Source organism: Geothrix paludis, from assembly GCF_022808815.1.
GTDB lineage: Bacteria > Acidobacteriota > Holophagae > Holophagales > Holophagaceae > Geothrix > Geothrix paludis.
In genome coordinates this window covers 112753-125934 of record NZ_JAKZLC010000001.1, presented here as the reverse complement: position 1 = coordinate 125934, position 13182 = coordinate 112753, and the positions used below count along the sequence as shown (strand labels likewise).

10 protein-coding genes and 1 tRNA gene are annotated in these 13182 nt (G+C 67.6%); 6 read left to right on the top strand and 5 right to left on the bottom strand.

Annotated elements, in window-relative coordinates; genetic code table 11:
• Positions 1–2 precede the first annotated feature (2 nt).
• The gene (locus MLE64_RS00585; protein WP_243314666.1) at positions 3–1031 is read left to right on the top strand and encodes an isocitrate/isopropylmalate dehydrogenase family protein; all 1029 of its coding nucleotides are present in this window, start codon (positions 3–5) and stop codon (positions 1029–1031) included.
• 123 nt (positions 1032–1154) lie between these two features.
• Here the strand turns inward: MLE64_RS00585 and MLE64_RS00580 are convergent, their stop codons facing one another.
• Together MLE64_RS00580 and lexA are read right to left on the bottom strand one after the other, a co-directional pair.
• A complete protein-coding gene (locus MLE64_RS00580) occupies positions 1155–1448 on the bottom strand; it encodes a cupin domain-containing protein (RefSeq protein WP_243314662.1) in 294 nt (97 codons plus the stop codon).
• Positions 1449–1518: 70 nt separating this feature from the next.
• Positions 1519–2172 (bottom strand): transcriptional repressor LexA, encoded by a 654-nt coding sequence (lexA, locus tag MLE64_RS00575; protein WP_243293286.1) that lies wholly within the window; start codon positions 2170–2172, stop codon positions 1519–1521.
• Between the two features lie 192 nt (positions 2173–2364).
• Here lexA and MLE64_RS00570 point away from each other — a divergent pair, with 192 nt between their 5' ends.
• Complete coding sequence (locus MLE64_RS00570; RefSeq protein ID WP_243293285.1) at positions 2365–4188, top strand: 2-oxoacid:acceptor oxidoreductase subunit alpha; 1824 nt, start codon at positions 2365–2367, stop codon at positions 4186–4188.
• A gap of 14 nt (positions 4189–4202) precedes the next feature.
• On the top strand, positions 4203–5255 hold the full coding sequence (locus MLE64_RS00565; RefSeq protein WP_243314659.1) for a 2-oxoacid:ferredoxin oxidoreductase subunit beta: 1053 nt from the start codon (positions 4203–4205) through the stop codon (positions 5253–5255).
• A gap of 70 nt (positions 5256–5325) precedes the next feature.
• On the opposite strand, the gene MLE64_RS00560 is transcribed toward MLE64_RS00565, so the two are convergent.
• Entirely contained in the window at positions 5326–6099 is a 774-nt protein-coding gene (locus MLE64_RS00560; RefSeq protein WP_243314658.1) for a cytochrome b/b6 domain-containing protein, read from the bottom strand.
• Between the two features lie 79 nt (positions 6100–6178).
• Here MLE64_RS00560 and MLE64_RS00555 point away from each other — a divergent pair, with 79 nt between their 5' ends.
• On the top strand, positions 6179–6733 hold the full coding sequence (locus tag MLE64_RS00555) for a helix-turn-helix transcriptional regulator (protein WP_243293282.1): 555 nt from the start codon (positions 6179–6181) through the stop codon (positions 6731–6733).
• A gap of 34 nt (positions 6734–6767) precedes the next feature.
• Positions 6768–6843, top strand: a tRNA-Ala gene (locus tag MLE64_RS00550).
• Between the two features lie 59 nt (positions 6844–6902).
• Here the strand turns inward: MLE64_RS00550 and MLE64_RS00545 are convergent.
• Both MLE64_RS00545 and MLE64_RS00540 read right to left on the bottom strand, forming a co-directional pair.
• Positions 6903–8738, bottom strand: coding sequence for an acyl-CoA dehydrogenase (locus MLE64_RS00545; RefSeq protein WP_243314655.1), 1836 nt, complete (start codon positions 8736–8738; stop codon positions 6903–6905).
• 131 nt (positions 8739–8869) lie between these two features.
• Positions 8870–10546 (bottom strand): AMP-binding protein, encoded by a 1677-nt coding sequence (locus MLE64_RS00540; RefSeq protein WP_243314653.1) that lies wholly within the window; start codon positions 10544–10546, stop codon positions 8870–8872.
• A gap of 168 nt (positions 10547–10714) precedes the next feature.
• On the opposite strand from MLE64_RS00540, the gene MLE64_RS00535 reads away from it, so the two are divergent.
• A complete protein-coding gene (locus MLE64_RS00535) occupies positions 10715–13153 on the top strand; it encodes a bifunctional acetate--CoA ligase family protein/GNAT family N-acetyltransferase (RefSeq protein ID WP_243314652.1) in 2439 nt (812 codons plus the stop codon).
• Positions 13154–13182 lie beyond the last annotated feature (29 nt).

Here is a 13182-nt window from a genome sequence, read left to right as displayed (position 1 = left end):
CCTTGGATGTCGCGACACGCATTGCCCTCATCCCCGGCGACGGGGCCGGTCCAGAGGTCATGGCCGAGGCCAGGCCTTTGCTGGACTGGGCCAGGGTACGGGGACGCCATCTGGAGGCCGTCCCCATGCCCTACGGGGCGGAGCACTTCCTCGCCACGGGCGAGACCCTGCCCGAGGCCGCCTACGCGGATCTCCGCGATGGATTCGACGCCATCCTGTTCGGGGCCGTGGGCGATCCGCGGGTGCCGGACGGGCGCCATGCCGAGGCGATCCTCCTGCGCCTCCGGCAGGGGCTGGAGCTCACCGTCAACTTCCGCCCCTGCCGGCCCCTTCCCGGTACTGGGCCTGAAGGGCTCCACCTCGAGGTCTTCCGGGAGAACACGGAGGGAGCCTACTGTCTCCAGGGATCCACGGAACCCGGGCGGGCCGTGGATTTGGCCGTCCACACGGAGCCTGCCGTGCGCCGCCTGCTGGAGGCGGCCTTCGTCAGGGCCGCGCAACGGGGCTGCGTTCTCACCCTGGCCCACAAGGCCAATGTGCTCAAGCACGGCCACGGCCTCTGGGTGCGGCTGTTCCAGGAGCTCCAGGCGCGACATCCCGAGGTGTCCGCCCGCGCCATGCACGCGGATGCCCTGCTCTGCGCCCTAGTGCAGGATCCCCGCTCCTTCGGCGTCATCGCCGCCGACAACTACCTGGGGGACCTCATCAGCGACCTTACCGCGGCCTTCGCCGGCGGCATGGGCACGGCTCCCTCCCTGAGCTGGGCACCGCACCAGCCCTTCCGCTGCGCGGTCCTGGCGGAACCGGTGCATGGCTCAGCACCGGACATCGCGGGAAAGAACCTGGCCAATCCCGTGGGCATGATCCTCAGCACCGCCCTGCTCTTCCGACACCTGGGCTGGGAGCCCGAGGCGCAGGTAGTGGAACAGGCCGTGACGGAGGCCCTGCTCCACGGGGCGCGGACCCGCGACCTGGGCGGCAACCTGGGCACCGCGGAGATGGGAACGATCATCCGCGATCAGTTGCCCTGAAGAAGGAAGCGGACCGGACCCGGCCGCGCCGAGGCGATGAACGGAGCCGAAGAAGCGGGGACTGGAGAGAGAGAGCGGAAGGCAATGCAGGTGGAGTCCCAGCCGAGCTGAGGGTTCGGGCGATCACTGGTCAATGATGAGGCAGGTGCCCGAGCTACCTGGCGCTACCGCATGGGGGACTCCAGGGGGAATGACGTACATCTCGCCCGCTCGAACGATGACTAATGCTTCATGAATCAAAAGATTGAGCTGGCCATCCGTCACCAGCAAACACTCCGGATAACCGTGTGACTCATCTGGATAGGAAGCACCGTCCATGTGCATGACCTTGACGTTTGCTCCACCGACCGTTGTAAGTACCGTGGACCTCCAGGCAGGCTTTGTGTCAGCGAAGGACTTCAGTTTGTAGTGACTCATTGGCCTCCTTGGGAGCCCCTGAACCTGCATCCTGACACTCCACAGCCTGTTGATGGTGTCAGCCCGGCTTTCAGCAGCTGCGCATGACGCCGACGAGCACACCCTGGATGTCGATGTTCTCGGGGGCGTAGCAGCGGGGCTGGAGCTCGGGGTTGTGGGGGATGAGCCACACGCCCCGGTTGTCCCTGCGGAACTCCTTGAGGGTGACCTCTTCCTGGTCGATGAGAGCCACCACCCGGTCACCGTTGCGGTACTCGCCCTTGCGCTGCAGCACCACCAGATCCCCGTCGAGGATGGCGTCGTCCACCATGGAGTCGCCCCGCACCCGCAGCACGAAGAGCTCCTCCTTCTGCCGGTGGATGCTGTTCGGCACTTCGATGGGCAGGGCCCGGCTCTCGGGCAGGATGGGGGAACCGGCCGCCACATCCCCACAGAACGGGAAGATCCGCACGGGACTCGGGGGCTCGGCGCGCTCCGTCCGCGGGGACACCTCATCCATCACCGGCCCCGCGGCCACCACCAGGTTGTTCCCCTTGCCGTGGCTGCGGACGAGGAAGCCCTTGTCCATCAGGTGCTGGACGTGTTTGTGGATGGTGGACACGGCGCTCGACCCCACCCCCTTCGCGATTTCCGCCAGGGTCGGGCTTCGCCCTTCCTCCTGCACGAAGGTGCGGATGAACATCAGGACGGCCTGCTGGCGTTTGGTGAGATCGCTGGCTTTCATGCTCTTCAAAGTAAGAGTCGATCCCTGGGTCGTCAATCCCTTTTTTTTCGCTTTATTTCAGATCCCTCCCGGAGGCCGTTCCGACACCTTGCCTGGATGCCCTCGGTGGCCTCTGCCATACTCGAGGATGCTTTGGTGAACCTAGTATTTACGCCCTCTTCGTCGCCATTGCCCCGCTGAGAAAGGAGTCCTATGACTGCCGCCCTTGCCGCCCCCTCGCCCGTCGGTGGAGCGAAAACCCGGATCAATGATTTTTCCATCCAGGTGGCCACGGTCAACGGATCGGGTTCCCAGACGGCCAACACGGTCCTCCTGCGCGCCATCTTCCAGATGGGCGTGCTCGTCAGCGGCAAGAACCTCTTCCCCTCGAACATCGCGGGGCTGCCCACCTGGTTCACCATCCGCGCCAGCGCCAAGGGCTACGTGGCCCGCAAGGCCAGCAACGAGATGCTGATCCTCATGAACCCTGAGACGGCCAAGGAGGACATCGCCAAGGCCGACCCGGGCGCCCTCGTGATCTACGACGAGCCCCTGCAGCTCGACAAGCTGCGCAGCGATCTGGCCTACACGCCCGTGCCCTTCCAGAAGCTGGTGACGGCCTCCTGCCCCGAGCCCAAACTGCACAAGCTCGTGAAGAACATGATCTACGTGGGCGTGGCCGCCCGCCTGCTCGGCATCGACATGGAGGAGGTCAAGAAGGCCATCGCCAAGCAGCTCAAGGGCAAGACCAAGGCCATCGAGCTCAACCAGAACGCCTGTGTGGCCGGCTACGACTGGGCCATGGAGAACCTGGAAGACCAGGATCACATCAAGGTCGTGCGCGACAACAAGACCCAGGGCCTCATCATCATCGACGGCAACGAGGCCTGCGCCCTGGGCGCCCTCTTCGCCGGCGTGACCGTGGTGGGCTGGTATCCCATCACCCCGGCCTCAAGCCTGGTCGAGACGTTCATCGAGTACGCCGAGGAGTACCGCAAGGATCCCAAGACCGGGAAATCCACCGTCGCCATCGTGCAGATGGAGGACGAGCTGGCCTCCGCGGGCGTGGTGCTGTCAGCCGGCTGGGCCGGTGCGCGCTCCATGACCTCCACCGCGGGGCCCGGCGTCTCGCTCATGAGCGAGTTCATCGGCCTGGGCTATTACGTTGAAGCCCCCGGCGTGTTCTTCAATGTCGCCCGCACGGGCCCCAGCACGGGCCTCCCCACCCGCACCCAGCAGTCCGACGTGGAGCTCTGCGCCAAGTGCAGCCACGGCGACACGCTGCACGTGAACCTCTACCCCGGGACCATGGAGGAGTGCTTCCAGTTCGCCTACGACGCCTTCGACCTGGCCGAGCGCTTCCAGACGCCGATCTTCGTCGTCACCGACCTCGACCTGGGCATGCAGAACTGGGCCTCCAAGCCCTTCGCCTATCCAGCCAAGCCCTACGATCGCGGCAAGGTGCTCAACCAGCAGCAGCTGGCGGAAGTGAAGGACTGGGGCCGCTACAAGGACGTGGACGGGGACGGCATCCCCTTCCGCAGCCTCCCCGGCACGCCCGGCGGCAAGGGCGCCTACACCACCCGCGGTTCCGGCCACAACGCCTACGCCCAGTACTCCGAGAAGCCTGAGGACTACCTTGAAGTGGTGGACCGCCTGAAGCGGAAGTACGAGACCGCCAAGTCCCACGTGCCGGGCCCCGTGTTCCGCAACCAGGGCTCGGACAAGGGCGTGCTGGCCTTCGGTTCCAGCGACCCCGCCGTCATCGAGGCCCAGGACATCCTCGCCGAGGGCGGGCTCAAGACCGACTACCTGCGCCTGCGCGCCCTGCCCTTCACCGCGGAGGTGGACGCCTTCGTGAAGGAGAAGAAGGTGGTCTACGTGGTCGAGCAGAACCGCGACGGCCAGATGGCGAACCTCTTCCGCGAGACCTATCCGGAGCACGCCACCAAGTTCAAGAGCGTCCTGCACTACGACGGCCACGCCATCGATGCCAAGAGCATCGTGGACCAGATCACCGCCTTCGAGCAGAAGTAACTGAGGAGCCGACCATGACCACCACGACTTCTGCCACCCCCACGCCCGCCGCTCCCACCAACAAGCTCGGCTTCACCAAGCAGGACTACGTAGGCTCCAAGTCCACCCTGTGCGCCGGCTGCGGCCACGATTCCATTACTGCCCAGATCATCAACGCCGCCTTCGAGTCCAGCATCGAGGGCCACCGGGTCACGAAGTACTCCGGCATCGGCTGCTCGTCCAAGACGCCCGCCTACTTCATCAACCAGGGCTGGGGCTTCAACAGCGTCCACGGCCGCATGCCCTCCATCGCCACCGGCGCCTCCCTCGCCAACCGGACGCTGATCAACATCGGCGTCTCCGGCGACGGCGATTCCATGTCCATCGGCATGGGGCAGTTCGTCCACGCCGTGCGGCGCAACATCCCGATGATCTACATCATCGAGGACAACGGCGTCTACGGCCTCACCAAGGGCCAGTTCTCCGCCACCGCCGACAAGGGTTCCCACCTGAAGACCGGCGCGGTGAACGACTTCCCCTCCATCGATCCCTGCACCCTGGCCATCGAGCTGGGCTGCGGCTTCGTGGCCCGCAGCTTCTCGGGCAACCCCAAGCAGCTGAACGCCCTCCTGAAGGCGGCGTTCGCCTACCAGGGCACGGTGGTCCTCGACGTCATCAGCCCCTGCGTCACCTTCAACAACCACGACGCCTCGACCCGCTCGTACAAGCACGTGAAGGATCACGACTTCCCCCTCCATGACCTGGGCTTCATCCAGTACTCCGAGGTGGAAGAAGTGGACATCCCCGCCGGCGAGACCGAGATCGTCACCTTCCCGGACGGCTCCAAGGTCTCCATCAAGGCCATCCATGAGGGCTACGAGCCCACGGACCGCTTCGGCGCCATGAAGGCCATCCACGAGTCCATGGCCAAGGGCGAGTTCCTCACGGGCCTGCTCTACATCAACCCCACCCAGCCGCCCCTCCCCGAGGTGCTGAACCTGGTGGACGAGCCCCTGGCCACCCTCGGCGAGGACCTGCTCAAGCCCAGCCCCGCCGAGCTCGACAAGATCATGCAGGCCTTGATGTAGGCAACCCAGGTCAAGCCAACAATGCAGGAGGCCGCCGAAGGGCGGCCTCCTGCGCTATCTAGAGTGGGCTTCAGTCGTCATCATCCTCCGACGGGTGGACATCACCCCGCTCGGCTCCCTCCCCGAGCTGCAGTTTCACCTGCGTTCCGGGTAGGACCAGGGATCCGGTTCGGGCATCGAAGGACGTCGCCAGGGCAGCGCCCCATCCGCCCAAGAGCAGGAGCGCAACCAGTGCCGGAATGGGGTGGAACGAGGAGATTCCCTCCTTTCCCATGCCCCGTTTCAAGCCAGTCACCATGCTCCCGATCGTCCGGTCCCGGTGGCGGAAAGCATGGAGTCCCAAGCCCAGGAGATGGCCCGCCACGACCGCCACCATCCCGTAAGCCAGGGCCTTGTGCAGCTCCTCAAAGATCTCCTTCCGCCCTTGCACCATCAGACCTGTCGCAACAATCGCCAGTGGCAGAACCAGCATGGCGATGGCTCCATAGGCAGCCCCTGGGTTGTGGCCGGCTTGGCGGGCATCTCTCCCCTTCAGGCTGTCTCCCAGATAACGCAACAGCGCCCCCGGGCCACACAAAAAGGAACCGAACCTGGCATGTTTCGATCCGAAGAGCCCCCACACCACTCTTAGCGCCACAACCGCGACCATCATCAGGCCTGCGAGCATGTGCCACCGGAAGGCAGGGCTGTGCTCCGACGTCAGCGCGGCCAGGACCATCGCGGCCGCAAAGAGGCCTGCCAAGGCCCAATGCAGCAGGCGAGTGGGCAGGTCCCAGACCCGGATCGTCACGTGGGATGCTGGATCATCCTTGGATTCCGTTGAAGTCGAACCATTCCCGGTCATGGTAGCCTCCCGCCTGAGCAGCATCAGCCACAGTGAAAAGACGGGCCATCCAACGCATGGCCGATGCAGAGAGGGCCTCATGGGGCAAGGCATAGGACTGGCGGATCCGACAGAAGGCCGATGGCACCCGACCCGCGCCTTCGCCTTGGCGCTGCTGGCGGTAAGTGCCCTGCTCATCTTGGATCTGGCCACCGACCGCCTGCTCCGTTCCGCCGGCTGGGGCCATCTCATCGTCGAAGGATTGGCGGCGGTCCTGGCACTCACCATGTCGCTCTGGATGTTCCGCGCACTCCAGGCGCGTAGCCAGGATGTCCATCGGCTGCGTCGCGACCTGGCCAAGGTGCAGGCCGAGGCCAACCACTGGCGCGCGGAGGCCGCCGATCTGCTCCGAGGGCTCTCGGAGGCCATCGACCAGCAGTTCGACCGATGGCACCTGACCGACGCGGAGCGGGAGGTGGCCCTGCTCCTGCTCAAGGGATTGAGCACCCGGGACATCGCCGCCCTTCGCGACACCCGGGAGCCCACGGTCCGCCAGCAGGCCCAGGCCATCTACCGCAAGGCTGGGCTGGAGGGCCGAGCAGAGCTCGCTGCCTTCTTCCTGGAGGATCTCCTGGCCCCTCATCCATTGCATTGACGCGAAGCGAGAGCCCGCTAAACTGGAGGATCCAGGGCCTGTAGCTCAGCTGGGAGAGCGCTGCGTTCGCAATGCAGAGGTCGTCAGTTCGATCCTGATCAGGTCCACCAAAGGAAAAGCCCCCTGTCGCCAGGGGGCTTTCTCATGGACGATCGAAGACGGAAGGGGCCTAGAACACCGCCTCCATGGGGGCAGTCTCGCCGGCGCGCAGGGCCACGGCCTGGGCGGCCACCAGGGGCAGGCCCCGGTGGGCGAAGTGGATCGCCGCCTGGACCTTGTTCTGGTAGAAGGCGGCCTCGGAGCTGCCGGCCAGGAGGGCCCGGAAAGCCTTGGCATCGCCGGCGTCCACGCCCCGCTCCTGCAGCAGCGCGGCGAGCTTCCCCTTGGCCAGGACGGCCTGCTGGAGCAGCAGGTGGCCCGCCACCACATGGCCGACCATGTCCAGGATGGGGACGGCATTCAGGCCCGTCAGCAGGGCGGCGTTCTCGTGGGCGGGGATCTCCTGCAGCACCGTCCCCAGCGCCTTGGCGGCCTCGCCCAGCTGCCGGGCGGAGGGACCAAGGACGGGATCCGCGGCCAGGGACTGGACCGCAGCCCCCACCTGGCCCATCAGGGCCTTCACGGGCTTGCCCTCCTGCATCCGGAACTTGCGGCCCACCAGGTCGAGGGCCTGGATGCCGTTGGTGCCTTCGTAGATCGAGGCGATCTTGCAGTCGCGGAGGTACTGCTCGGCGGGGTATTCCATGGTGTAGCCGTAGCCGCCGAAGGTCTGGAGGGCCCATTCGGTCACGCGGAAGCCCCAGTCGGAGCACCAGGCCTTGCAGACGGGGGTGAACAGCTCCACCAGCCCCTGCCAGCGGTCCTTCTCCTCGCCGACGGAGACGTGGGCCATGTCCATGCACCAGGCCGTGTAGGTCACGAGGGCGCGCATGGCCTGGACGTAGGCGGACTGCATGAGGAGCATCCGGCGCACGTCCGGGTGCTCGACGATGAGCGACTGCCCGACGCCCTTGGCGGCCCCGGGAGCGCGGCCCTGCAGACGCTCCTTGGCGTAGGCCAGGGCCGCCTGGTGAGCGGCGGAGGCATTGCCCAGGCCCTGGACGCCCACCTCGTACCGGGCGGCATTCATCATCACGAACATGTGGGCGAGGCCCTGCCCTTCCTGACCCAGCAGGAAGCCCTGGGTGCCGCCGTTGGTGCCGAACACCAGGCTGCAGGTGGGCGACCCGTGGATGCCCAGCTTGTGCTCGATGCCGGCGCAGGCCACGTCGTTGGGGGCGCCGAGGCTGCCGTCGGCGTTGACCCGGACCTTGGGCACCACGAAGAGGCTGATGCCCTTGGGGCCCGCGGGAGCGTCCGGCGTCCGGGCCAGCACGGCGTGGATGATGTTCGGCACCAGCTCGTGGTCGCCGCTGGTGATGAAGATCTTCTCGCCAGTGATGAGGTAGGATCCGTCCGCCTGCTTCACGGCCTTGGTGGTGAGCGCGCCCAGGTCGCTGCCGGCGCCGGCCTCGGTGAGGCACATGGTGCCGGTCCACTCCCCGGTGTACATCTTTTCGCAGTAGGCCGCCTTCAGCTCGTCGCTCCCGAAGGTCTCGATGAGGTGGGCGGCGCCGCGGGTGAGCAGCACCTTGAGGCCCAGGGCCGTATTCGCCCCCATGAGGTACTCGCTGATGCCGGTGCCCACGGCCTCCGGCAGGCCCATGCCGCCGAACTCGGGGTTCATGGTGGCGCTGATCCATCCGCCGGAGGCGAGGTCCTCGAAGGCTTCGGCGAACCCGTCCGGCAGCCGCACCTTCCCGTTCTCCCACTGGGCGCCGACCCGGTCGCCGACTTCGTTGCAGGCGGCCACGCTGCCCTTGGCCACCTTGAGCGCCTCGTCGAGAACCATGGCCAGCTGGTCGCGGTCGACCTCCTGGTAGGGCTCGGTCTTCAGGACCGCATCCAGATCCAGCCACTCGAGGAGGTTGAACTTGATGTCGCGGGCGTCGTCCAGGTACTTCATGGGAACCTCCGGAAAGCGTGGCTCAGGGGATGGATGGCGGGAACGGGGACGGATCTCCATTCTTCGATGGGGAGCCCGCCCTTCCAATACCTGTCCTCAGGTAAGTTGCAGCGGGCTTCCCAGGGCGGTGGCTACTTCAGTTCAGGGAACTGCTCCTCGCGGAACTCCAGGGAGGATGACGTGGGATCCGCGGCCCGCTTCCGCAGCTCCACCCGTCGGATCTTGCCGGAGATGGTCTTGGGGAGGTCGCCGAACTCGATGATGCGGATGCGCTTGTACGGGGAGATGCGTTCGCGGATGAACCGGAACAGGGCCAGGGCCATGGCCCGGTCCGGCGCGTACCCCGCCCGCAGGATGATGTAGGCCTTGGGCACGGTGAGCTTGAGGGGATCCGGGCTTGGCACCACCGCCGCCTCGGCCACGGACTCGTGCTCGATGAGGAAGGACTCCAGCTCGAAGGGACTGATCCGGTAGTCGGAGCTCTTGAAGACATCGTCCGCCCGGCCCACGAAGCAGAGGTAGCCATCCTCGTCGCGGGTGGCCACGTCGCCGGTGCGGTACCAGCCTTCGGCCTCGGCCTTGCGCATCTTCTCGGGATCGTCCTTGTAGCCGGCCATGAGGCTCGTGGGCCGGGGGTTCAGCTTCAGGGCGATCTCGCCCTCCTCCGCCTCGTTCCCCTCCGAATCCAGCAGCGCCACATGGAAGCCCGGCAGGGGGCGGCCCATGGAGCCGGACTTCACCGCCTGCCCGGGCGAGTTGCCTACGATGGCGGTGGTCTCCGTCTGGCCGTAGCCGTCGCGGATGGTGAGGCCCCAGGCCTTCTCCACCTGGCTGATGACCTCGGGGTTCAGGGGTTCGCCGGCACCCACCAGGGCCCGGAGCTTCACCTTGTAGGCCGCCAGGTCCTCCTGGATGAAGAGGCGCCACACGGTCGGGGGGGCGCAGAGGGTGGTCACCCCCTTGTCGACGATGGTCTTGAGGGTGGCCGACGCGCTGAAGCGGGCCGCGCGGTAGACGAAGATGCAGGCCCCGGCGTTCCAGGGCGCGAAGAAGCTGCTCCAGGCGTGCTTGGCCCAGCCCGGCGAGCTGATGTTGTAGTGGACGTCGCCCTCCCGCAGGCCCACCCAGTACATCGTGGACAGGTGGCCCACGGGGTAGGACTGGTGGGTGTGGACCACCAGCTTGGGCTTGGCCGTGGTGCCGGAGGTGAAGTAGAGCAGCATGGGGTCCGTGGCGCGGGTGGGCGCATCGGGCGCGAAGGCGGTCGAACCCGCGTAGAGCTCGGACACGTCGTGCCAGCCGGGTACCGCGGCGCCCACGCAGATGCGGGTGAGGCTGGCGTCCAGGCCGTCGAACTTGGCCGTCTGGGCGGAGTCCACCACCAGGTGCCGGATCCCGCCGCGCTCGATGCGGTCCTGGAGGTCGGCCTGGGAGAGCAGCAGGGTGGAGGGAACCAGCACCGCGCCGAGCTTGATGCAGGCCAGCATCACCTCCCAGAGGGGGAGGACGTTGTCCAGCATGATCAGCAGGCCGTCGCCGCGCTTCACCCCCATGGCCCGCAGGGTGTTGGACACCTGGTTGCTGCGCCGGGAGAGCTCCTGGAAGCTGACCTTCGTCTCCGCCCCGTTCTCTTCGACGATCCACAGCGCGGGCCGGTCGTTGCCCGCGGCGTAGGCGTCGAAGTAGTCCAGGGCCCAGTTGAAGGTGTCGAGGACAGGCCAGCGGAAGTCGCGGCGGGCGCCTTCGTAGTCGTCCCGGTGCTGGGCGAGGAAGTCCCTGGCCTGGAGAAACGCTTCGCGACCATTCATCTGGTCCTCCTGATTCGCTGGGGGGGTATAGAGCAATCTAGGACGGCCCTGACCGGCCGTCCAGAACGAAAAACGACATGCAGGGGGAGAAAGGATCTCAAGTAGGGCCCGGCCCCGGGGAGCGCATGATAGGGTGGTCGCATTGCACCCCGATCCGCGAGGCACCCTGTGTTCAGCATCATCCCTGACGGCGCAGGCTACCGGGAATTCGTCCTGCTGAAGGACGGCCAGGGCGTCCTCCTGCGGATCGCCTCCCCGGAGGATGCGGACCGCGTGGAGGCATTCATCAGCGGCCTCTCCCGGGAGAGCATGGCCATGCGCTTCATGGGCGGCGTGTCGAGCGTCTCCCGCAAGTTCGTGGAGGATCTCTGCGACGAGAACCCCCGCCAGCGGGCCTGCCTCCTGGCCATCGAGGGCGAGGGGGCGGAGCAGCAGGTGCTGGGCCTGGGGAACTACGTGGGCGATGGCGGGGCCGTCGCCGAGGTCGCGTTCATGATCGCGGACGCCCACCAGGGCCGGGGCATCGGCACGCTGATCCTCGAGCGGCTCGCAGGTCTGGCGGCGGGCGCGGGCTACGTCGGCTTCGAAGCCGAGGTGCTCCATGAGAACCAGAAGATGGTCAATGTCTTCCGCGATTCCGGGTTCGAGACCACCCGGGCCATGGAGGGCGGCATCATCCATGTGCGTTTCCCCCTGAGCGCCCCCGAGGCCCAGCGGGAGCGGGCCGAGATCCGCGAGCGGGTGGCCACCGCCAACTCTCTGGTGCCGCTCCTGCGGCCGGGCAGCGTGGCCGTGGTGGGCGCCTCCCGGGATCCCGGCTCCGTGGGGAGCACCATCTTCCGCAACATCCTCCGGGGCGGATTCCAGGGCGCGGTCTATCCGGTCAATCCCAGGGCCAAGGCCATCGAAGGCGTCCAGGCCTATCCCTCCCTGGCCTCCCTGCCGGAGCCTCCGGATCTGGTGGTCCTGGCGGTGCCGGCGGCCAAGGTGTCGGCCCTCGCCCGGCGGGCCCTGGACAAGGGCGCGCGCGGCCTCCTGGTCCTCACGGCCGGGTTCGCCGAGACCGGTCCGGAGGGAGCCCGCCGCCAGGAGCGGCTGGTGCGCCTCGCCCGCAGCCGGGGCGCGCGCCTGGTGGGCCCCAACTGCCTGGGGCTGCTGAACACCCATGCGGCGGTCCAGCTGAACGCCAGCCTGGCCACCGTGATGCCCCCCCGCGGAAGGGTGGGCTTCTTCAGCCACTCCGCAGCCCTGGGCGTGGTGATCCTGCAGTACGCCGCGGAGCGCGGGCTGGGGTTCTCCTCCTTCGTTTCCGCCGGAAACCGGGCCGACGTCTCGGGCAACGACCTGCTCCAGTACTGGGAGGAGGACCCGGACACGGACCTGGCCCTGCTCTACCTGGAGACCTTTGGGAATCCCCGCCGCTTTGCCCGGCTGGCCCGCCGGATCTCCCACCGCAAGCCGGTGCTCTGCGTGAAGAGCGCCCGGAGCCATGCCGGGCGGCGCGTGGCCCAGGCCCACATCGCGGCGAGCCCGCAGAACGACGCGGAGGTGGAGGCCCTCTTCCACCAGGCCGGCGTGATCCGGGCGGACACCCTGGAGGACCTGTTCGACATCGCGCTGCTGCTGTCGCACCAGCCCCTGCCCCGGGGCGACCGGGTGGCCATCGTCAGCAACTCCGGCGGCGTGGCCACCATCTGCGCGGATGCCTGCGAATCCCACGGCATGCGGATCGCGGGTCCCGGCGTGGTGGACCTCCATGCCATGGCCACGGCGGAGCACTACGAGCGGGCCTGCCGGGAGGCTCTGGAGCATCCCGAGGTGGACGCCCTCATCGCCTCCTTCGCCTGCCTGGGGGACTGCGACCCGGCCCTGGTGGCCCGGGCCATCCGGCGGGCCGCCGTGCGGGCCGAGCAGACCACGGGCATCGCCAAGCCGACCCTGCTCTCCCTCATGGGCGTGAGCGGGGCCATCCCCGTGGGATCAGCCGCCCTGGGCGAGGGGGGCGCCATGCACCGCACCTTCCCCTCCTACCGCTTCCCGGAGTCGGCGGCCCTGGCCCTGTCCAAGGTGGTCCAGTACGCCCACTTCCGCCGGCAGCCCCCGGGCCGGTTCCAGGGCTACGCGGACATCAACGCCGGCGAGGCCCGGCGGCGCGTGGAGCAGCTGGTGGAGAAGCTGCCCGATTCCGCCCACGCGATCCTCTCCGTGACCCAGGCCCGGGAGCTCATGGGGCTCTTCGGCGTCCCCGTCACGAACCTCCCGGAACCCGCCGACCGGCGGGGCCCCAGGGTGGGGCTCAACCTCTCCACGGATCCCGACTTCGGACCCATCTGGCGCTTCCACCGCCAGGGCGTGGGCTCCATCCTGCGCATCACCCCGCTCACGGATCTGGACATCGCCGACGTCCTCGAGCGGATGCACCTGCCGCCCGGCAACGGCCTGGGCGAGACTCTGGGCCGCCTGACCCAGCTCGTGGAGGAGCTGCCCTGGCTCCACACCCTGGAGGCCCAGGTCGCCGTCCACGGCGAGACCGGCGCCCTCAGCCCCCTGCCCCTGCAGCCGGACCTGCGCCTGACCTTCACCCAGGTCGGCTTCCGCAAGCCCTGAACCCCGAGCCTGAACCCCGAGGAGAACCG

Excerpts from the sequence above, each read along its gene's own strand:
- MLE64_RS00580 (WP_243314662.1), bottom strand. The coding sequence starts at position 1,448 with ATGAGTCACTACAAACTGAAGTCCTTCGCTGACACAAAGCCTGCCTGG.
- lexA (WP_243293286.1), bottom strand. The coding sequence starts at position 2,172 with ATGAAAGCCAGCGATCTCACCAAACGCCAGCAGGCCGTCCTGATGTTC.
- MLE64_RS00570 (WP_243293285.1), top strand. The coding sequence starts at position 2,365 with ATGACTGCCGCCCTTGCCGCCCCCTCGCCCGTCGGTGGAGCGAAAACC.
- MLE64_RS00565 (WP_243314659.1), top strand. The coding sequence starts at position 4,203 with ATGACCACCACGACTTCTGCCACCCCCACGCCCGCCGCTCCCACCAAC.
- MLE64_RS00560 (WP_243314658.1), bottom strand. The coding sequence starts at position 6,099 with ATGACCGGGAATGGTTCGACTTCAACGGAATCCAAGGATGATCCAGCA.
- MLE64_RS00555 (WP_243293282.1), top strand. The coding sequence starts at position 6,179 with ATGGGGCAAGGCATAGGACTGGCGGATCCGACAGAAGGCCGATGGCAC.
- MLE64_RS00545 (WP_243314655.1), bottom strand. The coding sequence starts at position 8,738 with ATGAAGTACCTGGACGACGCCCGCGACATCAAGTTCAACCTCCTCGAG.
- MLE64_RS00540 (WP_243314653.1), bottom strand. The coding sequence starts at position 10,546 with ATGAATGGTCGCGAAGCGTTTCTCCAGGCCAGGGACTTCCTCGCCCAG.